At 72.9% G+C, this 20,662-nt stretch carries 18 protein-coding genes and 3 tRNA genes; 5 read left to right on the forward strand and 16 right to left on the reverse strand.

Annotated elements, in window-relative coordinates:
- Positions 1-75 precede the first annotated feature (75 nt).
- From EV371_RS07740 to EV371_RS07770, 7 genes are all read right to left on the reverse strand, one after another.
- Entirely contained in the window at positions 76-789 is a 714-nt protein-coding gene (locus EV371_RS07740; protein WP_130465735.1) for an ABC transporter ATP-binding protein, read from the reverse strand.
- Positions 790-842: 53 nt separating this feature from the next.
- The gene (locus EV371_RS07745; protein ID WP_130461447.1) at positions 843-1,823 is read right to left on the reverse strand and encodes an ATP-binding cassette domain-containing protein; all 981 of its coding nucleotides are present in this window, start codon (positions 1,821-1,823) and stop codon (positions 843-845) included.
- A 25-nt stretch (positions 1,824-1,848) separates the two neighbouring features.
- Complete coding sequence (locus tag EV371_RS07750; protein ID WP_130461448.1) at positions 1,849-4,608, reverse strand: FtsX-like permease family protein; 2,760 nt, start codon at positions 4,606-4,608, stop codon at positions 1,849-1,851.
- A gap of 101 nt (positions 4,609-4,709) precedes the next feature.
- Positions 4,710-7,919, reverse strand: coding sequence for an ABC transporter permease (locus EV371_RS07755; RefSeq protein WP_130461449.1), 3,210 nt, complete (start codon positions 7,917-7,919; stop codon positions 4,710-4,712).
- Positions 7,920-8,193: 274 nt separating this feature from the next.
- Complete coding sequence (locus EV371_RS07760; protein WP_207230437.1) at positions 8,194-8,442, reverse strand: hypothetical protein; 249 nt, start codon at positions 8,440-8,442, stop codon at positions 8,194-8,196.
- A gap of 171 nt (positions 8,443-8,613) precedes the next feature.
- A complete protein-coding gene (locus EV371_RS07765) occupies positions 8,614-9,249 on the reverse strand; it encodes a hypothetical protein (RefSeq protein WP_130461450.1) in 636 nt (211 codons plus the stop codon).
- Positions 9,250-9,404: 155 nt separating this feature from the next.
- Positions 9,405-10,781, reverse strand: a complete 1,377-nt coding sequence (locus EV371_RS07770) for an ABC transporter substrate-binding protein (RefSeq protein ID WP_130461451.1) — start codon at positions 10,779-10,781, stop codon at positions 9,405-9,407.
- A gap of 170 nt (positions 10,782-10,951) precedes the next feature.
- Between EV371_RS07770 and EV371_RS07775 the strand changes: the two genes are divergently transcribed.
- Positions 10,952-11,341, forward strand: a complete 390-nt coding sequence (locus EV371_RS07775) for a hypothetical protein (RefSeq protein ID WP_130461452.1) — start codon at positions 10,952-10,954, stop codon at positions 11,339-11,341.
- Between the two features lie 85 nt (positions 11,342-11,426).
- Positions 11,427-12,137 carry a DUF2786 domain-containing protein gene (locus EV371_RS07780; protein ID WP_130461453.1) on the forward strand — a complete coding sequence of 237 codons (711 nt, stop codon included), beginning with the start codon at positions 11,427-11,429 and terminating at the stop codon, positions 12,135-12,137.
- A gap of 64 nt (positions 12,138-12,201) precedes the next feature.
- On the opposite strand, the gene EV371_RS07785 is transcribed toward EV371_RS07780, so the two are convergent.
- Positions 12,202-12,723, reverse strand: coding sequence for an SRPBCC domain-containing protein (locus EV371_RS07785; protein WP_130461454.1), 522 nt, complete (start codon positions 12,721-12,723; stop codon positions 12,202-12,204).
- A 190-nt stretch (positions 12,724-12,913) separates the two neighbouring features.
- Between EV371_RS07785 and EV371_RS07790 the strand changes: the two genes are divergently transcribed.
- A complete protein-coding gene (locus tag EV371_RS07790; RefSeq protein ID WP_130461455.1) occupies positions 12,914-13,408 on the forward strand; it encodes a hypothetical protein in 495 nt (164 codons plus the stop codon).
- A gap of 116 nt (positions 13,409-13,524) precedes the next feature.
- Positions 13,525-13,941, forward strand: a complete 417-nt coding sequence (locus tag EV371_RS07795; protein WP_207230438.1) for a GNAT family N-acetyltransferase — start codon at positions 13,525-13,527, stop codon at positions 13,939-13,941.
- Positions 13,942-14,092: 151 nt separating this feature from the next.
- Here EV371_RS07795 and EV371_RS07800 read toward each other — a convergent pair.
- The 7 genes from EV371_RS07800 to crtI all read right to left on the reverse strand — a co-directional run bounded on the left by EV371_RS07800 (position 14,093) and on the right by crtI (position 18,631).
- Positions 14,093-14,166: transfer RNA gene (locus EV371_RS07800), tRNA-Phe, on the reverse strand.
- Positions 14,167-14,272: 106 nt separating this feature from the next.
- A tRNA-Asp gene (locus EV371_RS07805) sits at positions 14,273-14,349 on the reverse strand.
- A gap of 36 nt (positions 14,350-14,385) precedes the next feature.
- Positions 14,386-14,458 (reverse strand) — tRNA-Glu (locus tag EV371_RS07810).
- A gap of 138 nt (positions 14,459-14,596) precedes the next feature.
- Entirely contained in the window at positions 14,597-15,400 is an 804-nt protein-coding gene (locus EV371_RS07815) for a polysaccharide deacetylase family protein (protein WP_130461456.1), read from the reverse strand.
- 90 nt (positions 15,401-15,490) lie between these two features.
- Positions 15,491-16,414, reverse strand: a complete 924-nt coding sequence (locus EV371_RS07820) for a MerR family transcriptional regulator (protein ID WP_130461457.1) — start codon at positions 16,412-16,414, stop codon at positions 15,491-15,493.
- Positions 16,404-17,147, reverse strand: coding sequence for an isopentenyl-diphosphate Delta-isomerase (idi, locus tag EV371_RS07825; RefSeq protein ID WP_130461458.1), 744 nt, complete (start codon positions 17,145-17,147; stop codon positions 16,404-16,406). The genes EV371_RS07820 and idi overlap by 11 nt, the downstream gene beginning before the upstream one ends.
- Entirely contained in the window at positions 17,144-18,631 is a 1,488-nt protein-coding gene (crtI, locus tag EV371_RS07830) for a phytoene desaturase family protein (protein ID WP_130461459.1), read from the reverse strand. The genes idi and crtI overlap by 4 nt, the downstream gene beginning before the upstream one ends.
- 167 nt (positions 18,632-18,798) lie before the next feature.
- On the opposite strand from crtI, the gene EV371_RS07835 reads away from it, so the two are divergent.
- Positions 18,799-19,773 carry a phytoene/squalene synthase family protein gene (locus tag EV371_RS07835; protein ID WP_486484530.1) on the forward strand — a complete coding sequence of 325 codons (975 nt, stop codon included), beginning with the start codon at positions 18,799-18,801 and terminating at the stop codon, positions 19,771-19,773.
- Here EV371_RS07835 and EV371_RS07840 read toward each other — a convergent pair.
- Positions 19,763-20,650 carry an ABC transporter permease subunit gene (locus tag EV371_RS07840; RefSeq protein ID WP_130461460.1) on the reverse strand — a complete coding sequence of 296 codons (888 nt, stop codon included), beginning with the start codon at positions 20,648-20,650 and terminating at the stop codon, positions 19,763-19,765. The genes EV371_RS07835 and EV371_RS07840 overlap by 11 nt on opposite strands.
- Positions 20,651-20,662: the final 12 nt, after the last annotated feature.

The raw sequence follows: 20,662 nt of genomic DNA on the forward strand, positions 1-20,662 counted from the left end.
GAAACCGCACCTCGGATCAGGGGCGAGGGCTCGTACGGGCGTACGAATCCCCGTCCCTGAATCGTGTCCGGAGAGTCAACTCCCGGCCAGTGCCACGTCTTCCAGAGCCGCCCCGTCCACCAGCCGGCCGTCGCGCAGCGTCAGGACCCGGTCCGCCAGGTCGATCAGGGTCGGGTCGTGTGTGGCCACCAGCGCGGTCATCCCCCGGGCGTGTACCAGCGCGCGGAGCAGATCCATGATCGAACGCCCGGTCTCCGAGTCGAGCTGCCCGGTCGGCTCGTCGGCGATCAGCAGCGCCGGATCGTTCGCCAGCGCCCGGGCCACCGCCACCCGCTGCTGCTGGCCGCCGGAGAGCTCGTACGGGCGCTGCGCCGCCTGAGCACCCAACCCGACAAGTTCGAGCAGCATCGTCACCCGCTCCTCCCGCTCGACCCGGCGCCGCTTCACCAGCCGCAGCGGCACCCCGACGTTCTCCGCCGCCGAGAGGATCGGGATCAGCCCGAACGACTGGAAGACGAAGCCGATGGTGGAGCGGCGCAGCTCCAGCAGCTCGTCACCGCCGGCAGCGGTGATCTCGTGCCCGGCGACGTGGATTCGTCCGTAGCTCGGCCGGTCCAGACCGCCGATCAGGTTCAGCAGGGTGGTCTTGCCCGCACCGGACCGGCCCCGGATCGCCACCAGCTCGCCCCGGGCGGCGGTGAACGAGACCTCCCGGACCGCGTGCACCACCCGGTCGCCGGCGGCGTAGTCCCGCCCGACCCCCTCGACCCGGACCAGTTCCTCGCCCATCAGCGGCCCTCTCTCGCCGTACCCGCCCGTCTCCGGTCGCCCCGCCCCGCCGGTCATGGCCGCTCCCCGTCGTTGCCGGGCCGGACCTGCACGTGATCCGGCTCCAGGTTGAGCCGGACCCGGTCGCGCAGGCTCAACGCGTCGACGAAGCCCGCCGGCAACTGCATCCGGCCAGACCGGTCCAGCAGCGCGTACTCCTCGGTGACCAGCTCCTCGACGCCGTCCGCGCGCAGCCGCGTGGAGCGGCGTACCTCGGAGGCGGTCCGCCCGTCGCGGATCGCGACCGTCCGGCGGACCTGGGACGAGACCGCGTGGTCGTGCGTCACCACCACGATGGTGACGCCCAGCTCGGCGTTGATGGTGCGCAGCGCGCCGAAGACCTCGGCCGCGGTCGCCTCGTCCAGCTCGCCGGTCGGCTCGTCGGCGAAGAGCACCTCCGGATCGTTGGCCACCGCGACCGCCACCGCACAGCGCTGCTGCTCGCCGCCGCTCATCTGGTCCGGGCGGCGGTCGGCGCAGTAGCCGACCCCGACCATCTCCAGCAGCTCGGTCGCCCGCCTGCGGGCCGCCCGGCCGCGCAGGCCCCGGGCCAGCCGCATCGGCAGCTCCACGTTCTCCCGGGCGGTCAGGTACGGCAGCAGGTTGCGGGCGGTCTGCTGCCAGACGAAGCCGACGGTGTGCCTGCGGTACCGCAGCCGGCGCTTCGGCGACATCGCCAGCAGGTCGAAGTCGGCCACCCGGGCGATCCCGGCGGTCGGCACGTCCAGTCCGGAGAGGATGTTCAGCACCGTCGACTTGCCCGAGCCGGAGGCGCCGACGATGGCGAGCAACTCACCCCGGTCGACCACCAGGTCCAACCCCTGTAGCGCGACCACCTCCACGCCCTCGGTCTTGAAGATCCGGACCAATCCGTCGCAGACGATGTGCCCACGCAGCCGGTCCTCGCCGCCGGCCCGGGCCGCCGCCCGCTCCGCGGCCCTGCGCTGGAGTACGGCGAGATCGGGCACCGCGGCGGTAGTCGTCGGACTCGCCATCAGTTTTCGTCCCCTCTCCGAGCCATCAGTTCTCCTCTCCGAGCCGGAGCACCTCGCCGAGGCGCATCCGCCGGTTGATCAGATTTTCGAGGCCGAGGGCGACGACCAGCGCTACCGCCACCAGCAGCAGTACGCCGACCATCAGCAGCGGATCCAGGTGGATCCGAGCCGGCAGGCCGCCGGTGAACCCGGACAGCCCCAGCGCCGGCCCGAGCAGCCGGGGCAGGGCCACCCCGACCAGTCCCCCGGCCAGCACCCCGACGCCGACCAGCGGCACCAGTTCGTATACGAGCAGCCCTCGGCCCTGCCGCCCGGAGAGCCCCATCGTGCGCAGCCGGGACAGCATCCGGCCCCGGCCGGGCGCCTCGGCGAGTACGGCGAAACCGACCGCCAGCAGTGCCAACGCGGTCGCCCCGGCCACCCCGGTGCCGAAGGTGAAGCTGAGCAGCCGGTTCACGCCGCTGCGCTCCAGCGCCTGCCGGTGCTGCTGCCAGGTGGTGATGCTGACCGACGTCTGCGGTCGTACCTGCTCGACCGGCTGGCCCAGCACCTTCGCCAGGTACTCCCGCTGGGCGGCGTCGACCGTCGCGATCAGTTCGGCGCTGGCGAAGTCGTCCCCGGCCACCAGGAACTGGTTGGGCCGGATCGGCTGGAACTCCGGCACCGGCATCGCCTGCCAGGGAAGTACGACGAACCGGCGGACCTCGGCCGCCAGCCCCGGGAAGCCGGACGCCACCTGGTCGACCCGGAACTCGTACCGCCGGCCCTGCACCTCGGTGACCGCACCGGCGCCGACCGCCTCGGCCACCTCCGGCGAGACCAGCGCCGGCACCGGGCCGTCGATCCGCCCCGGTGCGGCCAGCCCGGCCGGCACGGTGACGTCGACACCGCTGGCCGCCAGTACCCGGGCCAGCGACGGACCGTCCACCACCAGTACCTGGGTCTGGCCGAGGTCACGCCCGCCGAGCCGGTCCGGGGTGGGTGAGCGCAGCGGCTGGCCCACCTCGACGGCCACCGGGCTGACCGCGTCCACTCCGGACAGCGCGTCGAGCCGCTCGGCGGTGGCCTGGTCGGAGTAGGAGCCGAGTATCCGGGCGTCGGCGCCGACCTCCTGGTCGGTCACCCGGTCCCGGGCCTGCGCGACCGTGCTCGTCACGACGCTGGTGAAGACCCCGGTGGCGATCGCGACGACGAGCACCGCCAGCGGCCCGACGGTCACCGGCGCACCCCTTCCGGCCCGGGCCAGGCCGACGAACGGCACCACCGTACGGGCCCGGGCGGCGATCCGGCCCACCTGGCGCAGCGGCCACGGCACCAGGCGCAGCGCCAGCAGGGCGGCGGCCACGGCCAGCAGTACCGGCACCGACACCAGGTACGGGTCGACCCTTTCCTGGCTCAGCCCGCGCCGTTGCAGCAGTACCACGCCGAGCACCGCGAGCAGCAGGACGAAGAGTTCGGCGGTCAGCCGGCGGACCGACGGGCGGTGGCGCACCAGGTCCCGTCGCCGGCCCACGAAGCTCGCCCGGCGCTGGCCGAGCGCCGCCAGCAGGGGAATGGCCAGGGTGGTGCCGACGGCGATCAGCGCGACCCCGAGCGGTTCGGCCCCGGCCGGGCGACCCGGCGCGAGCCGGCCGAGCAGCCAGCCGGCGAGTACCGCGACGGGCAGCACCGCGACGGTCTCCCGCAGCGTACGGGCACCGATCTCCAGGGCCGTCGCTCCTCTGGCCCGGAGCAGGGTGAACTCCTCCCGGCGACGCTGCACCGCCAGGCCGGCGGCCAGGGCGACCAGCCCGAGCAGGGTGGCCAGGATGCCGGCCTGCACCACGGCGAGCAGCGCCTGCACCGCGCGGAGTTGACCGTCGAACCTGGTCAGGCCGCCGTCCAGGCCGGTTGTCAGTACCAGGCCGCTGTCCAGGCCGGTCGACCTCGCCAGGCGGTCGCCCGGCGGTGTCCGCCGGGTCGCCGCGACCGCGGTCAGCACCTGCGGGATGTCGGCGGTGGTCATCCGCTCCTCGTCGACCCGGTAGCGCCACTCGAATCCGATCCCCAACACCCCTGCGGCGGTGGTGACCCCGGCCAGGTCGGTCAGCAGCGCCGCCCGGTGCGTGGTGCCCTCGGTCGGGTTCGGGCAGGCCACCTCGGCGATCCGGATCGCGTCCCAGGTCGGCGCGGTCGGATCGATCGGGTCGTACAGGCCGACGATCCGGACCCGGACGGAGCCCTTGCCGACACCCGCGTCGCCGAGCACGACGGTGGTGCCGACCCCCAGTCCGAGGATGCCGGCGGCCTCCCGGGACAGTGCCGCCTCGACGCCGCCTCCGGACGCCGGCCAGCGCCCCTGCACGACCCGGAGCTCCCGTTCGATGCCTGCCTGGCCGCGCAGTTGCAGTTCCGGCCGGCAGCTTCCGCGCAGCGACGGCGCGTCACCGGCCACGGCCAGGTCCTTCGGGCCGATCCGGCCGGCGAACCACTGCTGGCCGACCAGTCCCGGCAGCGGCCCGGGTAGCTGCTCCCGGAGCCGGTCGAGCCACCCGGCCGCCACGGCGGCGTCCGGACCCTGGACGGCGCGCATCGAGGCCGTGAACGTCAGGTCCCGGACCTGGTACGGCAGCTCGCGTACGTCGTGCCGCATCCCGTCGTCGGCGAACTCGTTCGCCAGCCGGGGTGCACCGGTCACCAGCAGCGCCGCCACCAGCCCGAGTACGCCGAGCAGCCCCAGATAACCGGCGAAGATCCGGGCCCGGCGCAACGGCCCCGGCAGTCGGGGCCCGACCCGCCTCGTCACCGCTCCTCCACCCCGCACGGCGTGCTGTCCCTGCACCGGTCCCGCGTTCACCGGTCCTCCATGATCCGGAGCGTTCACCGATCCTCCCCGATCCGGAGCGTTCACCGGTCCTCCCCGATCCGCAGTTGGGCCGCGGCCAGCCGTTGCCGCATGGTGGCGGCGGTCAGCCCACTCAGCCCGAGCGCGAGCAGCAGCAGCAGGGCGGCGGTCCCGGCGACCGGCAGCCAGGCGACGTCCAGCAGCGGTGCCGGCACCGGCCGTTGCGCCGATGGGGTGAGGATGACCAGCGGGGCCATGGTGGCCGCCACGGCGATGCCCACCCCGAGCCCGACCAGCACGCCGATGCCGGAGAGGAACGCCTGCTCGACCAGGAGCGACCGGGCCAGCAGCCGGGGACCGGCGCCCAGGGTGTGCAGCACGGCCAGCTCGGTGACCCGGCGCCGGGCGGTGGCCCGGACGTCCACGGTGATGCCGACCGCCGCGAGCAGGATGGCGCCGAGCGCGGCGGCGAACAGGGCGGCCCGGGCGCCGACACCGTACGGGTCGTCGGCCGAGCGGCTGGCCACCTCCACCCGGTCGGCGACCTGCAGCCCGCCGAGTCCGGCCGCCGTCCGAGCCGCCTCGGCGTGCTGGTCGGGGCGGGTGGCCAGCCACCACTCCTCGGTCGCCGAGAGCACACCCAGCCGGTGGTAGAGCGCGGTACTCAGCGACGGCAGGTCGACCAGGAGCGCCGCCGACTCCGGTACGCCGGGCAGCGCGGTCACCGTACCGGTGATCCGGACGTCGACGGTTCCGCCGTTCAGCACCAGCGCCGTCTGCTCGCCGACCCCGAGTCGCAGCGCCGCCAACGCCTCCGGGGTGGCCACCACGGGCACCTGCCCCGGGTCGGGCGCGACGGTCACGGCGAAGGAGACCAGCGAGTTGAGTCCCGCCCAGCCGCCGAACCGGGAGGCCTGGTACTGGGCGGTCAGCCCGGCTGGTCCCGCCGTCGCGGGTCCGGTACTGCCGGAGCGGTGTACCGCCTGCCACTGTCGGCCGTCGGTGAGCGGTACGCCGGTCCCGGCTCCGCCGGCCGGGACGGCACGCAGGTCGGTGAGTTGCCAGTCGACGAGGTACCCGGGAGGTCCGAGGGTGTCCACGACGAAGCCGGCCAGTTTCGGCGGCGTGTCGCCGCCCGCCGGCAGAGGCACGCTGAACCGCAGCGGGGTGTCGTCGTAACTCGCGCCGAGCGGGATCCGCAGGTGCCCGCCGTGCGGCTCGGTGAGGATCGCCGAGGTGCGGACCGGGACGCGGGCCGAACCGCCGGTGCCGGTGGTGGTGATCCGGCCGGTCAGCGCGGTGGTGCCCGGCGGAAGCGGCACGACCGGGGCGGTCACCCGGGCGTCGGCCATCCGGGCGAAGAGTCCGGCGGTGTCGCCGTCCACCTGGTCGTCCCGGACCCGGACGACCCGTTCGGCGCTGGCGACGTCCAGCGCGACCATCCCGGCCGGTACGGCGTCGCCGCCGAGCCGGGGGTTGTCCCGCCAGGCCGGCAGGATCTGTTCGGTGCCGGGCAGCTCGGCGAGCTGCCCGGCACGGGCCGGTGGCGCGACCCCGCTGGACTCGACGAGCCGCAGGTCGGCGCCGACCAGGTGGTCGGCCTGGTCGGTCAGGGACCGTTCCGAGGTGGCGGCCAGGCACCAGGCGAGGGTGCCGACCGCCACCGCCAGGGCGAGCAGCAGCACCGGGCCGGCGTGCGGCCGCCGACCGGCCTGCCACATCCCGAGCATGGTGCCGGTCCAGGACCCGCGGTCGACCCATCGCTGCGCGAGGTTGGCCATCGGTGGCAGGCCGCGCAGCGCGAGTACCGCGCCGGCCAGCACCCCGATCGTGGGGGTCGCGGCCAGCAGCGGGTCGATTCCGAGGGTGCCGTCCGGGCGGGCGCCGGCCAGCGGCGAGGAGTACTGCCGCAGTTGCAGCCAGCCGAGCACCGCCAGGGCGATCAGCGCGACGTCCAGCCCGGCCCGCTGCGCGATCGTCCGCCGGCTCGGCCGGGAGCGGCTGGCCATCTCGCCGACGTAGCTGCCGGCGCGGCGCAGCGCCGGGCCGAGCATCGCCAGCGCGCAGCCGAGCGCGGCCAGCCCGGCGATCAGCCAGGCCCGGGTGTCGAGCCGGGGACTCAGCCGCAGCGCGGCGGCGGCCAGCATCGGGGTACGGTCGGCCAGCCGGACCAGCTCGGTGGCGAGTACCGGCGAGATCACCGCGGCCGGCAGGACGACCAGTAACGCCTCCCGGGCGGCGAGTCCGGCCAACTGCCCCCGCCCGGCACCCCGGGCCCGGAGCAGTGCCGCCTCGCCCCGGCGCTGCTCGGTGAGGAGGAGTGCGACCAGCAGCAGCGCGTACCCGCCGAGGACCACCACCAGCAGCATCGGGGTGACCAGGGCCGACCGGCCGACCAGTCCGGCCCGCTCCAGCCGCTGCGCGAGCTGGTCGAGCTGCGTGGTGACCAGTCCCGAACTGCCGAGCCCGGTTTCCGCGGGCAGGTTGGCGGCGGTCTGCACGGCGGCCTCGCCGAGCCGGCCCAGCGAGTGCGTGGTGGCCCCGGCCAGGTCGGGCTCGACCAGCCAGCCGGCGGAGGCGTTGGCGATGAAGTGGTCGAGGAAGTCGGCCCGGTCGACGACCAGCGGCCCGTAGGTGGCGGACCCCGCCGCGACCCCGTCCGTGACCTCGGGCACGAGCCGCCAGTACGGGTCCCGGACGTCGTGCGGCTGCCAGACGCCGGTGACGGTCACCTCGGTGACCCGGTCGGTGACCCGGTCGGTGATCGGGATCCGGTCGCCGACCCGGGCTCCGAGGATCTTCGCGACCGGCTCGGCGAGCGCGGTCTGTACCGGTTGCCGGCCGGGGCTGGGCCAGGCGCCCTCGGTCAGCCGGGCGTGCCCGGGGAGGTCGTCGAGGAAGACGACCCGGGCGAAGACCAGGCCCTTGGCGTCCGGCACGGCGTTGCCGGTAGGGCCGGCGAACTGCCGCCCGGCGGCGTAACCCGCTCCGGCGATCTCGGCCGGTACTCCGGCGACACCGTCGGCGAACCGGGCCCGTACCGCCTCGTCCCGTTCGGCGAGGCTCGCCGGGCTGCTGCCGGCGGTGCCACGTACCAGGATCGACCGCTCCTCCGGGGTGGCCGACGCGACCGCGCGCTCGGTACCGGAGTCGATCACCTCCCGGCTGTAGCCGGCGAGGGCGGTGAGCATGGCGGTGGCGATCAGGGTCGCTCCGGTCGCCGCGAGGAGCAGACTCTTCGCCGTCCTGGCACGCCGAAACACCAGCCTCATCGTTCTGCTTCTCCCATGGGCGAGGCGGGCGGCGTGACTCGTCGCCCCTCATGGCAGCGAAGCGCCCGAGGACGAGTGAAAGGTTGGCTATGAAGGCGGTGATTTGGCCGACAGGCGACTTTGTGATCCGATCATGACGGAACTGAGATCGAGTCGTTGTGCCCCGCTACTTGTCCGGACGGTACGCACAACCGTGGCGACGGCTCTCCGGATCCGTCGTACCCGGCGAGCCGCCGCCACGGCCTCGGTGCGCTCGGCGCCCCGGCGCCGCCGTTCAGGCGGGCGGGGGAAGGCCACCGTCCCCGTCCACCACCTCGTCCGGCTTTCCGTCCTCGTCGGTGTCCACCATGGTGATGTCCACCTTGCCGTCGCCGTCGGTGTCGAACTGGAAGAGGTCGGCCTTGCCGTCGCCGTCGGTGTCCACCACCCAGACGTCGGTCTTGCCGTCCTGGTTGGCGTCCGCCCGGAGCAGTTCGATCCGTTCGTCACCGCGGGTGTCGACGGTCTCCTGCGACTCGCTCATCTGTTGCCCTTCCGTCAGCTTGAAGTTCTGGCCACGCCGGAACCCTCGATCCGCGTGCCGCCCGGACACCCACGAGAACTCCCCGACACGACTACCGCACTCTGTCACCTCGCACTACCCCGGCGGGGCCCGGACCATGCCGGCAGGGCACGCCTCCGCCGTGCCGCGCGATCAGTTCGCGACGTACGGGTTGGTCTGCCGGTCCTGGTAGTTGACCTGGTCCACGATGCCGTCGTGGTCGGTGTCCAGCATCAGCCGGTCGGCCTGGCCGTCCTCGTCGGAGTCGATCCGGATCTCGTCCGGCCGCCCGTCGAAGTCGCTGTCGGTCATCCAGGTGTCCGGTTGGCCGTCGAAGTCGGCGTCCGCGACCACCCGGTCGACCACGCCGTCCCGGTTCGTGTCGGTGACCACCGAGTCGATCCGACCGTCCCCGTTGTTGTCCTCCAGCACCTGGTCGACCCGGCCGTCCAGGTCGGAGTCCCGCTCGACGGTGTCCAGCCGACCGTCCCAGTCGGTGTCCTGGTAGCGGACGTCGGCCACCCGGTCGCCGTTCACGTCGAACTCGAGCAGCTCCGCGTAGCCGTCGCCGTCGAGGTCGGTGGCGACCGCGGTGACGCCGTTCGCGTAGTGCGTCACGACGGACGTGACCGGCGAAGACTCGTCGCCGACCGCCAGCGCGAGTGGGTCCGACGAGAGCGGGTCCGAGGTGAGGTCCACCGCCGGCCCGAAGCCCTGGTCGTCCTCGCCGGGCAGTTCGTGCTCCGGAAGGGTGTCGTCCAGCATGCTGGGGTCACCGTCGTAGCTCATGTCGTACCTTCCCGGTCTGCCCTGTGTCCGGCGGGACCGCCGGACACAGGGGTAACGCTAGGCCGAGGAGTCTTCCGGCGACTCCCGGAAGTGTGCCACTCCGGTGGCGGTGTACCGGCGCGGTACGGCGACCCCGCCGCCGCGCCCACCGGCGGCTACTGCTGTGGCTGGATGTTCACCCCGGCGGCGGCGAGCGCCTCGATGACCCTCGCCGACTCGCCGTACCCGATCACCAGGATGGCGTCGGCGCCGAACTGTTTGATCTCCTGGGCGCCTTTGCTGAAATCCACCGGCGGCGCGTCCGGCCCGGGCTTCACCTCGTAGTTGAACAGCCGCACCTGGCCCGAGCCGTGCCCGGCCCGCTCCAGCTCGGCCTTCACGTTGCCCTGCAGGCCCTCACCGTAGGAGTCCTGCCGGGCGACCAGGGCGATCCGGTTCGGTCCGTCCCGCAGGATCACGTCGGCGAGCGCCCGGCCCTGCAGGATGTCCGACGGGGCGGTACGGAAGTAGAGCCCCTTGTCGTCCACGGTGCTCAGCCCGGCGTCGGTGTTGCTCGGCGAGAACAGCACCAGCCCGGCGGCGACGACGTCCGGCAGCACCGCCCGGGAGATGCCCGAGCCACCCGCCCCGATGATGACGTGCACCCCGGCCTCGACGTGCTTCGCCACCGTCGCCTTCGCGACCTTCGGGTCGGTGCCGTCGTCACCGTCGACCCAGACCACCGGCTTGCCGAGTACCCCGTCGGCGGCGTTGATCTCGTCGACCGCCAGCGCCGCGGCCGCCGCCATCGGCGGGTAGGCCAGCGCCAGGTCACCGGTGCGCGGCAGCAGGCCACCGAGCTTCAGCGGCGCGCCGCTGCGCTCCTCGACGGCCTTCGTCTGCTTCTTGCCGGCCGGCGGCTTCTTGACGCTGGCCTTGGACTCGTCACCGGCGCCCAGGAACTCGGTCTTGCCGTTGTCCAGCTGGTCGTCACTGCCGAAGTGCAGGGTGGCGTAGGTGGCGGTGGAGGGCTCGCCGATGTCGGTGAAGCCGCCCCGGCTCAGCGAGACGCCCCGGTAGGCGACGTCGGTGCCGTCCCGCGCGAGCCCCAGGCAGGCCTCGATCGAGTCGCAGCGCTCCCCGCCGGTGGTGACCCCGACGATCTGCTCGGCGATCCGGGCCGGCTCGGTCGAGCCGGCGAGCTGCGCCGCGATCGCGCTGATCGCGACGGCGTCGTACGACTCGGCGGCGTAGAGGAAGTCGGAGAGCTTGGGATCATTCTTGAGCAGCCGGTTCTTGAAATCCTCGGAGAGCGGGGTGAGTGGCGTGGTTCCCTTCATGCCCTTGAGTAGGCCGGTCTGCTGGTCGAACTCCGCTTTGAAGGAGTTCTGCATGTTGCCGTCCGTGCCGTACAGGCGTACCTGGCTGGGCCGGGTCGGCTCGGCCCGCCCGGACTCGCCGTCGCCATCCGAACCGCAGCCGCCAGCCAACAGCAGCGCCGCACAGGCCGCGGCGGACAGAGCGGCGCGGCGGGTGCCGCGGAATACGAGCATGGGGTCGTCCTTCCTCCCCGGAGATCCGTTGCGCAGATTAGCGCGCCTGCTTCCGGCGCGCGTCCGCGGTCGACCGGGAACTGCCGGCCGAAGGGCTCTATCATCCTGGATAGGTGGCGTTCATGCCGTTTGTCGGACGCTGCTTGACCTGGCGGCATACCCTTCCGCACGTGACGGACGTTCCGCAGGAGACGCTGGATGACGCCACCGCGGTGTTGAATTCCGCGCTGGCCGGGGACAGCGACGGCGTGGTCGGCACGTTCGACGCGGTGGTCGACCGGTCCGGCGTCGCCGGGGCGTACGAGGTGGCCTGGTGCCTCGCCGCCACGATGGTCGGCGACGGTGTGCCCCTGGGCACCTGGACCCTCGACTTTCCCGGGATCGAAGAGGCGGGTTACGACGCGCGCTGGGTCGCCCGGTTCGTCAGCGCGTACGCGAACGCCGACGGTGACACGGGTGCGGCGCTCTTCGGTGCCGCACTCGCCGACGGGCAGTTGCCGGAATGCCTGCTCACCCTCGCCGGCTCCGCCATCGCGACGCTGCGGCACCGCGCCGGATAACTCTGTCATCGACGTCCATCTTTGCATGTTCCTCGTGCCGGCTGTCCCGGGGGCACCCGCCGGGGCGGTGTGATAGCTCTGGTGCATGTCCGACGCGATGCTCAGCAAGGTCCGCAAACTGCTGGCCAAGGCGGAGGATCCGGCCTGTACGCCGGCCGAGGCCGAGGCGTTCACCGCCAAGGCGACCGAGCTGATCGCGCGGTACGGGGTCGACCGCGCCCTCCTCGCCGCCCGCGACCCGGGCACCGATCCGGTCGGTGACCGGATCGTCGACATCCCCGCCCCGTACGCCCTGGACAAGGCGGGCCTGCTGGCCGGGGTCGCCGACGCGTTGCGGTGCCGGTCGGTACGCCGACGCGGCGGAAGCGGCTTCGTCATGCACCTGTTCGGCTTCGCCAGCGACCTGGAACGGGTGGAGGTGCTCTTCACCTCGCTGCTGGTCCAGGCCGCGCACGGCATCTCGGTCGCGCCGGTGCCTGCGGGCGACCATCCGGCCGCGTTCCGCCGGTCCTGGCTGGCCGGATTCGCCGCGGCGGTCGCCGGGCGACTGCGCCGGGCCGAGGCGGCGGCGTCCGCGACGGCTCCGCCCGGTGCCCCCTCGATGGCCCTGGTCCTCGCGGACCGGTCGGACCGGGTCGACCGGCGCCTCGCCGAGGCCTACCCACGACTGCGTACGGCCGCACCCCGCCGGCTGCTCGGCGGGGGCCTGGAGCAGGGCGCGGCGGCGGGCCGGCGAGCGGATCTCGGCGGCACCGAACTGCGCCCCGGCCGGTCCACCCCGCTGTCCCCGGCGTGACCGACCGGATGCCGGCCGACCCCGCCTGACCGACCGGATGCCGGCCGGTCGGGCTGCCCGGAGCTCAGCCCCGGCGGTTGGCGTTCTCGACGGCGGTCGCGTAGCGGGAGAGCAGTTCGTGCCAGCCGGCGGTGAGGGCGTCGCGGTAGCCCTCGGCGGCCTCGCCGTGCCGGTCGAAGTCCCGGTGCTCCACCTCTACCAGCGTGGACCCGTCGGCCTGCGGCGCGAACCGCACCTCCACCGCACTCGCCCGGTCCGGGTCCGGCACCGGGGCCCGGTCCGGGCCGATCTGCCAGTTGAAGACCAGGCGCCGGGGCGGCTGCCAGTCCAGTACCCGGCCCCAGTCGGCACGGAACCCGTGCGGGCCGATCTCGTAGAGCATCCCGCCGCTACCAGGCTCGATGCCGAGCTTGGCGAGCTTCTGCGGGCCGGACCAGGTGTATTCCTTGACCCACCAGTCGCCGAGCCCCTCCGTGAAAACAGCGAAGGCCCGGTCCGCCGGGCCCGGGACACGGAAACTGCTGCGCACGGAGTAGGCGCCGGTGTCCTGCTGGATGTCGGAGGCGTTCGTAGTCTCCTGTCCCATACGCCGGGACCATACCGGCTGCTGGTGAGCTGTGCATCTTCTGCATCGGCGGACGGTCGATCCCTGCGCCGAGCGGTAGATCATCAGTGGACGGTCAGACCGGAGTCGGCGGCTAGCATCGACCGAGATGCTCTCCGAGCGGGTCGACCGGCCTGGGTCGGGGCGAGAGGGGGCGGGAAGGAGATCCACCGTGCCCGACGATCTCGCCGCGTACCTCGACGGGCGTCGACTCCGGCGCCGACTGCTGGTGATCGTGTTGTCGTACCTGTTGGTGGTGCTGGTGTCGGCCCTGGTCGCCCGTGCGGGCCTGGCTGCGGGCCGGTCCGGTGCCGACCGGATCGGGCTGCCCTGGGCGGTTGTCGGCCTGGCCGGCGTGCTGGGCGCGGGCACCCTCGCCGCCGCTGCCTGGTACGTCCGCCCTGGCCTCGGCGCCGGCCCCGCCGACCCCTTCCGGCTGGCCCGGGCGGTACTGCTGGCCCGGGCCAGCCGGATCGGGATGGTGCTGGTCGCGGCCGTCGCGGCGGTGCTCGGAGTGGTGCTGGCGCCGGACGGGGCCGAGCGCGGCTTCGCCGTCCTGGCCAGTACCGGCCTAGCCGCGCTGCTCGCCCTCTTCGCGGTACTCGCCAACGACCTCACCCGGCTCCGACGCGACGTCACCCCGGCGGCCGACCGGGGTGTCAGGTGAGGATCTCGGGGCTCCGCCCCGAACCCTGGCCTTCCGAACGAGGACGAGCTGGCCGAGTTGGCTGACGTGGCCGCGCAGGGAATTCACGAGCCGGGCACCAGCCCCTTCCTGAGGCCGTGGACCGATTCATGGAGGGCCAGCCCGTCGGCGTACAGGACCTTTGGGCTGACAACTTCCCAACGTTGCGCGAGGTAGCGACTGGATCCTGGCTGGGCCTGAAGCATCATGGGCAGGGCATCGGAACCGAGATGCGCTCTGCCGTGCTTCACCTGGCCTTCGCCGGTCTGGGTGCCGAACAAGCGAGGACGGCTTCGTTCGTGAACCATCCTGCCCCGCTGGCGATCTCCCGCAAGCTGGGCTATCAGCCCGACGGCATCACCCGCGACGTCCTGCACGGCCAGGCCGTCGTGTCCGAGCGTCTTCGCCTCACCCGGCAGGACTGGGAGTCGAGGGAACGCCCCAAGGTGACGATCAGCGGCTTGGAGCCCTGCCTATCCCAGTTCGGTGTCGACTCAGCTACCTCACGGACTTAGCGGTCCGCATGTCCGCAAGAGGTCGACCGACAGTAGGGGAGTGTGCGAGATGTCGAGAAAAACGCTCGCCCATCCGGCAAGCGCGCAGAAAGCAAGATCCCCACCGGCGTTTCCGCTGGTGGGGACTGCTGTAGCCCGGCGAAAGGCTATGTGGCCAGGGGCGGGGTCGAACCGCCGACCTTCCGATTTTCAGTCGGACGCTCGTACCAACTGAGCTACCTGGCCCGGGTTGCTCGGCTCATGTTACCCGGACGGCGGCAGCGCTGCCGACCTGGGTAACCTGCTCCGAAACGCAGAACGCCGCGCGTTGCAGACGCGCGGCGAGCGGCGCTGGCGGTCCTGACGGGACTTGAACCCGCGACCTCCGCCTTGACAGGGCGGCGAGCACTCCAACTGCTCCACAGGACCTTGCTCTTGCTGCTGCCCGGTCGCCAGACCGGGTCGTGCCCCCAACGGGATTCGAACCCGTGCTACCGCCTTGAAAGGGCGGCGTCCTGGGCCGCTAGACGATGAGGGCGGCCCCGCCATCATTGCACATGACAACTTCAGCGGCTGTGCTCCCATCCGGCCCCGCCGGAGGCTCCGAAAGCATACGTGATGGCCAGCCGCCCGACCAAACCGGTATCGCCGAGCGGACAAACTACCCTAAACCATCTTACCGGAGCCTGGTTATTCCGTACTTCCGCTTCAGCGAGCTGATCACCGTCGGGCAGGCCCCGAGGGTGCGACTTCGGTCACCGCCACCGTCGTGCAGCAGCACGATCGAACCGGGTCGGGCCTGCTTGGCGACCCGCCGGCTGATCTCCGGGGTGCTGGTGTCGTCCCAGTCGGCCGGGTCGACGTCCCAGTGCAGCGGCTTCATGCCGAGAGACTTGGCGACCGCGACGACCGCCGGGGTCCACTTACCGCCGGGCTGCCGGTAGTAGCGCACGCTGGCGCCGGGTACCGCCTGCTGGATCGCCTGGTCGGTCCGGCTCAGGTCGGCCCGGATCTGGGCCGCCTTCCGGGTACCGAGCTTGAGATCGTGCGACCAACTGTGATTGCAGAGCGTGTGGCCCTCGCGGACGATCCGGCGTACCAGCGACGGATACTTGCGGACCTTCACCCCCACCACGCAGAAGGTGGCCCGGACCTCGGCCTCGCGGAGCTGGTCGAGCAGCTTCGGCGTCCACTGTGGATGCGGGCCGTCGTCGAAGGTCAGCGCCACCGCGCGGGTCCCGGTCAGCCGCTGGGTGTTCAGCGGGCCGACGGTGCCCCGGGGAGCCGGCTTCCGGCTCGGCTTGGCCTTCGGCGTCGGCGTCGGGCTCGGCGTCGGGGTGGGTGCGGCTGTCTCGGTCACCACGGGAATCGGCGGATAGGGTAGCGGTGACCTGGCCGACTGGGGCTTCTCGTTCGCGCACGCGGCGGAGAGCAGCACCAACAGGACGAGGCCGGCGGCGAGCGCCGTACGTCGGGTCATCAGGCGGCTCCCGAGGGGGTTTCGGGTTACGGCTGCCCCACGTTAGCCCAGTCGGTTCGGAAGCGATGTCTCGAATGCTCGGTAGTCGGGTCAGCGCCCGGAAGATCCGGGTACGTCCCGCAGCGTGGTCAGCGCCTCGGCCAGCGTCGCCGGGGTGCGTACCCCGGACGGCAGCCGGTCCGGCCAGCCCGGACCCGCGGCGACCAGCAGCGGCGGCGGCCACTGGACGCCCCGTACCGCGGCCAGCTGGGCCGGGTCGCCGGTCGCCGGCTGGTGCGACCAGATCACCACCGCCCGCGGGGCGGTCCGGGCCACCGCGTCGACCAGGGCCCTGACCGGCACCCGGGCGCCGAACAGCCGGCAGTGCACGCCGACCTCGGCGAGCGCGGCGGCGAGCGCCTCCAGCGGCAGGCTGTGCTGCTCCTCGTCGGCACATGCGAGCAGGATCCGGGGTGGCGAACCGCCGACCGGCGGTCGGGGCACCGCCGCCAGCGCCTCCGACACGCACCGGGACAGCAGATGCTCCACCTCGATGAACGCCGCGCTGGCGGCGTGCCGCTCGCCGATGCCGACCAGTACCGGCCGGAGCATCCGCTCCCAGGTGGCGACCACCCCGTGGGCGTCGATCGCCGCCCCGATGCCGGCGCGCATGGCCAGCGGATCGAGCCGCATCGCCGCCCGGGCCAGGCCCCGGGCCTCCGCCCCGGCCCGGCCGACCGCGATCACCGTGCCGCCGCCGGCCCGCGCCGCCACCGCTCCGTCCCGGTCCGGCCCCTGTCCGGGTACGGTGCCCCGGCGTGCCCAGTGTGCCGCCTCGGCCGGGGCGATTCCCTCGGCGGTCAGCCGGCGCATCACGTCCAGCCGGTCGAGGTCCTCGACGCTGTACCGCCGGTGCCGACCCGGCACGTGCCGGCTCGGACCGAGCCCGTACCGCTGGTGCCAGCTCCGCAGGGTCGTGACGGCGATGCCGAGCCGCCGCGCGGCGGCCCCGGCGCTCAGCCCGTCACCGACCACCCGACCGCTCCGCCGGGTTCTCCTCCTGATCCGCCGGCTTGCCCTCCTGGCCGGTAGCGGCCGGGGACTGCCCCCACCGGCCGCCGTTGCCCGACCGGCGCCGTGATCCGGACGGCGCTGCCGGCGTGTGCGGTGCCGACGCCGCAGGCGCACCGGCGGGCGCCGACCGTGCCGGTCCGGTCAGCCGACTGAGCACCCCACCCAGCCACGGCGCGTACGCCTCCGGGTCGGCGTCGAGCCCGGCCCGCAGCTCGTCGGGGTGCACCCACCGCAGGTCGGCCACCTCGTCCGGGTCCGGCAGCACTGCCTGGCCAGCGTCGAAGTCGCCCCGGAGCACGTGGTCGTACTCGTACTCCACCCGGCCGGTGCCGGGGTCCTCGGCCCGGTAGAGATAGACCCCGACCTCGGTCAGCGGTACCGCCTCGATGCCGAGTTCCTCGTGCAGCCGCCGACCGGCGGCGCTGGCGGGCGACTGGCCGGGCTCGGGATGCCCGCAGCAGGTGTTGGCCCAGCGCAGCGGAAACCTGGTCTTGGCGGCGGCCCGCCGCTGCAGCAGGATCCGCCCGGCCGGGTCGACCAGCAGGACCGAGAAGGCCCGGTGCAGCTGGCCGGGCGGCCGGTGCGCCTCGTCGACGGTACGGGCACCGAGCGGGACGCCGGCATCGTCGACCAGCTCCACCAGGTGCCGCTCCCGGTCGGTCGGACGGTCCGGCGTGTCGCGGTCGGCTGTCATCGGCCACCTCCAGTCACCCGGGCGGCGGCGAGCTTCCCGGAGATCATCACCATAGGCACGCCCACCCCGGGTTGCGTGCCGGAACCCACGAACACGACGTTGGACAGGCCGCGGTGCAGGTTGCCGGGGCGGAACGGACCGGTCTGCCACAGGTTGTGCGCGGCCGCGAACGGCGTACCGGCGGCCATCCCCGCGTCGGCCCAGTCGGCCGGGGTGACCACCCGGAGTACCTCGACGCTGTCGGCCAGCCCGACGTAACCCCGGCGTTCCAGGGTGGCCAGCAGGTCGTCCGCGTATCGCCGGGGCAGGTCGCCGCGCCAGTCCAGGCCGGCGCCACGGTCGAGGTTCGGCACCGGGGCGAGCACGTAGTAGCCGTGCCGGCCGGCCGGCGCCACCGACGGATCAGTCCGGCTCGGGTTGGTGACCAGCAGCGACGGGTCGGACATCAGCTCGCCGCGCCGAATCACCTCGTCGAAGGTGCGCCGCCAGGCCCGGCCGAAGTGGATGTTGTGGTGGGCGATGTCCCGGTAGCCCTGCCGGGCACCGACGTGCAGTACGACGCAGGACGGGGAGTAGCGCAGCCGGCGCGGCGGAGCCCCGTCGGGGAGCAGGTCACGGTACGCCACCGGAAGGTCCGGGTTCAGCACCACCACGTCGGCGGGGACGAAGGAGCCGTCGGCGGTGCGTACTCCGGTGGCCCGGCCGCCGGCGGTCTCGACCCGGCTGACCGTGCTGCCGTACCGGATCCGTACCCCGTGCTTCTCGGCGGCACCGGCCAGTGCCCGGGAGACCGCGTGGATGCCGCCGCGCGGGAAGTAGACCCCGGCGACCGAGTCGAGGTAGGAGATCACCGTGTAGATGGCGAGCGCGTCGTGCGGGGCGAGGCCGGCGTACATGGCCTGGAAGGAGAAGATCCGGCGGGTACGGGGGTCGGCGAAGAACTGGTCGACCTTGGTCTGCAGCCGCCGGAAGGCACCGGCGGCGACCAGCCGGACCAGGTTGGCCGTGAGCAGGTCGCTCGGGCGGTCCAGGTTGCGGTCGATGAAGTCGGCGCGTTCGAGCTGCCAGAGCCGGCGGGCGTAGTCGACGAACCGCAGGTAGCCGTCGGCCTCGCGCGGGCCGCAGACCCGGGCGACCTCCCCGGCCATCCGCGCGGTGTCGGTGACGACGTCCAGGGTGGATCCGTCCGGGTAGTGCGCCCGGTACGCGGGGTGGAGCGGGACGAGGTCGAGCCAGTCGTCCAGTTCCTCGCCGACCGCCCCGAGCGCCTCCGCGATCAGGTCGGGCATGGTGAGCACGGTCGGTCCGGTGTCGAACTCGTACCCGTCGAGGGTGAGCCGGCCGGCCCGCCCACCCGGCAGGGACTCCCGCTCCAGCACCGTGACCTGGCGCCCGGCGCCGGCCAGGTGCAGGGCGCAGGCGAGGCCACCCAGGCCGGCGCCGACCACCACCACCCGGTCGGTTCGGCCATCCACGGTACGCACCCGATCACCTCCTGAACCGACCATCATCCTGTGTCCACGCTCGCCGAAGGCGGCTTTCCGCTCGATTTGGCACCTGAAAGATCCCTTGTTGACACCTGGGCAATCCGCGAACCGCGCGCGAGAGAGCCGGTCGAGCGTACCCTGGAGCCGACAAGTTGCGTTGATTGATGCGTCGATTAACCCTGGAGGGTCGGGTGGAGACCAGTCTCGGCCAGTCCTACGAACGCTGTCGTGAGCTGCACAGACGGCATGGTCGGACCTACTATCTCGCGACCCGGCTGCTGCCCGCCTGGAAACGGCGTCACGTGCACGCGCTCTACGGCTTCACCCGGTACGCCGACGAGATTGTGGACCGGACCGAAGAACTTTCGGCCCCGGTCCGGTCCGCCCGGCTCGCCGACTGGTCCGAGCGGTTCCTGGCCGGGCTGGCCGGCGAGCCGGTGACCGACCCGCTGCTGCCGGCGGTGTTGCACACCATCGCCGTCTTCGATCTCGACCGGGCCGACTTCGCGGCGTTCCTGCGCAGCATGGCGATGGACCTGACGGTCACCGGTTATCCCCGTTACGACGACCTGCTCGACTACATGGCGGGCTCGGCGGCGGCGATCGGCACCATGATGCTGCCGATCCTGGGCAGCACCGACCCGGTCGCCGCCCGCGAGCCGGCCCGGCAGCTCGGCTTCGCCTTCCAGCTCACCAACTTCGTCCGGGACGTCGCCGAGGACCTCGACCGGGGCCGGATCTACCTGCCGGCCGAGGACCTGGCGAGGTTCGGGGTCAGCCCGGCCGACCTGGTCACCGCGGCGCGGGAGCGGCGGGCCACGCCGCCGATCCGGCAACTGATCGAGTACGAGGTGGGCCGGGCCCGGGCGCACTACGTCGCCGCGGCCCCCGGGGTGCCGCTGCTCGCTCCCGCCTCGCAGTCCTGCATCCGCACCGCCTACCTGCTGTACGGCGGCATCCTCGACGAGGTGGTCGCCGCCGGGTACGACGTCTTCGCCGGCCGGGCCGTCGTGCCGGGCCGTCGTCGACTGGCGGTCGCCGCCCGGGCCCTGCTGACCCCGGCCGGCAGCCCGGTGGTCGCGCCCGGCGCGCCGCTGCGGGCCGGGCGGGGGATCGCGGAGCCGGTGGCTATCCCTTGATGCTGCCGGTGGTCAGGCCGGACATGATGTTTCGCTGGAAGATCAGGAAGATCACCACGGTCGGGATCGCGGCGATCACCGACGCGGCGATCACGACGTTCATCGGCGTACCGCCGGAGAAGGCGTAGATGCCGACGCTGACCGTGCGGGTCTCCGGCGACGGCATCACCAGCTTCGGCCAGAGGAAGTCCTTCCAGACCGCCGTGACGGCGAAGATGGAGACCACCCCGAGGATGGGGCGTGACATCGGCAGGATGATCGACCAGAGCGTGCGCAGCGGTGTCGCCCCGTCCATCTGGGCGGCCGCCATCAGATCCTCCGGGATCGAGTCGAAGAACCGCTTCAGCAGGAAGATGTTGAAGGCGTTCGCGACCAGGGGCAGCCAGATCGCGAACGGCGAGTCGAGCAGGTTGACGTGCAGGATCGGCAGGTCGATCACGGTCACGTACTGCGGCACGATCAGGACCATCGCCGGGATCATCAGCGTCGCCAGCATCAGACCGAGAATCGCGTTGCCGAAGACCGGCCGCAGCTTCGACAGCGAGTACGCCGCCGCGGTGTCCAGGACGAGCTGGAACAGCAGCGCCCCGATCGCGTAGTAGAACGTGTTGAAGAGCAACTTCGCCAGGTCCAGGTGGTGCCACGCGTCGACGTAGTTGCGCAGCCGCGGATCCTGCGGAAAGAGCGTCGGCGGGGTCTGCGCGATCTCCTGGCCGGACTTGAGCGCGCCGGTCACCATCCAGTAGAGCGGACCGAGAAAGACCAGGGTGAACACCACGACGACGGCGGTGAGCAGCGCCCAGTAGAGGACCCTGCCGGGTCCCCGGCGAAGCTGGGCGGCGGAGATGAGGGTCCGGGTGCCGGAGTCCTGTGCCATGTCCCCGCCCGT

It is taken from the genome of Plantactinospora sp. CNZ321 (assembly GCF_004217235.1).

Bases quoted from the DNA above. Each gene is read 5' to 3' on its own strand.
- EV371_RS07840 (WP_130461460.1), bottom strand. From the start codon at position 20,650: ATGGCACAGGACTCCGGCACCCGGACCCTCATCTCCGCCGCCCAGCTT.
- EV371_RS07770 (WP_130461451.1), bottom strand. From the start codon at position 10,781: ATGCTCGTATTCCGCGGCACCCGCCGCGCCGCTCTGTCCGCCGCGGCC.
- EV371_RS07740 (WP_130465735.1), bottom strand. From the start codon at position 789: ATGGGCGAGGAACTGGTCCGGGTCGAGGGGGTCGGGCGGGACTACGCC.
- EV371_RS07785 (WP_130461454.1), bottom strand. From the start codon at position 12,723: ATGGGACAGGAGACTACGAACGCCTCCGACATCCAGCAGGACACCGGC.
- EV371_RS07835 (WP_486484530.1), top strand. From the start codon at position 18,799: ATGCGTCGATTAACCCTGGAGGGTCGGGTGGAGACCAGTCTCGGCCAG.
- EV371_RS07755 (WP_130461449.1), bottom strand. From the start codon at position 7,919: ATGAGGCTGGTGTTTCGGCGTGCCAGGACGGCGAAGAGTCTGCTCCTC.
- EV371_RS07780 (WP_130461453.1), top strand. From the start codon at position 11,427: ATGTCCGACGCGATGCTCAGCAAGGTCCGCAAACTGCTGGCCAAGGCG.
- idi (WP_130461458.1), bottom strand. From the start codon at position 17,147: ATGACAGCCGACCGCGACACGCCGGACCGTCCGACCGACCGGGAGCGG.
- EV371_RS07760 (WP_207230437.1), bottom strand. From the start codon at position 8,442: ATGAGCGAGTCGCAGGAGACCGTCGACACCCGCGGTGACGAACGGATC.
- EV371_RS07745 (WP_130461447.1), bottom strand. From the start codon at position 1,823: ATGGCGAGTCCGACGACTACCGCCGCGGTGCCCGATCTCGCCGTACTC.
- EV371_RS07815 (WP_130461456.1), bottom strand. From the start codon at position 15,400: ATGACCCGACGTACGGCGCTCGCCGCCGGCCTCGTCCTGTTGGTGCTG.
- EV371_RS07765 (WP_130461450.1), bottom strand. From the start codon at position 9,249: ATGAGCTACGACGGTGACCCCAGCATGCTGGACGACACCCTTCCGGAG.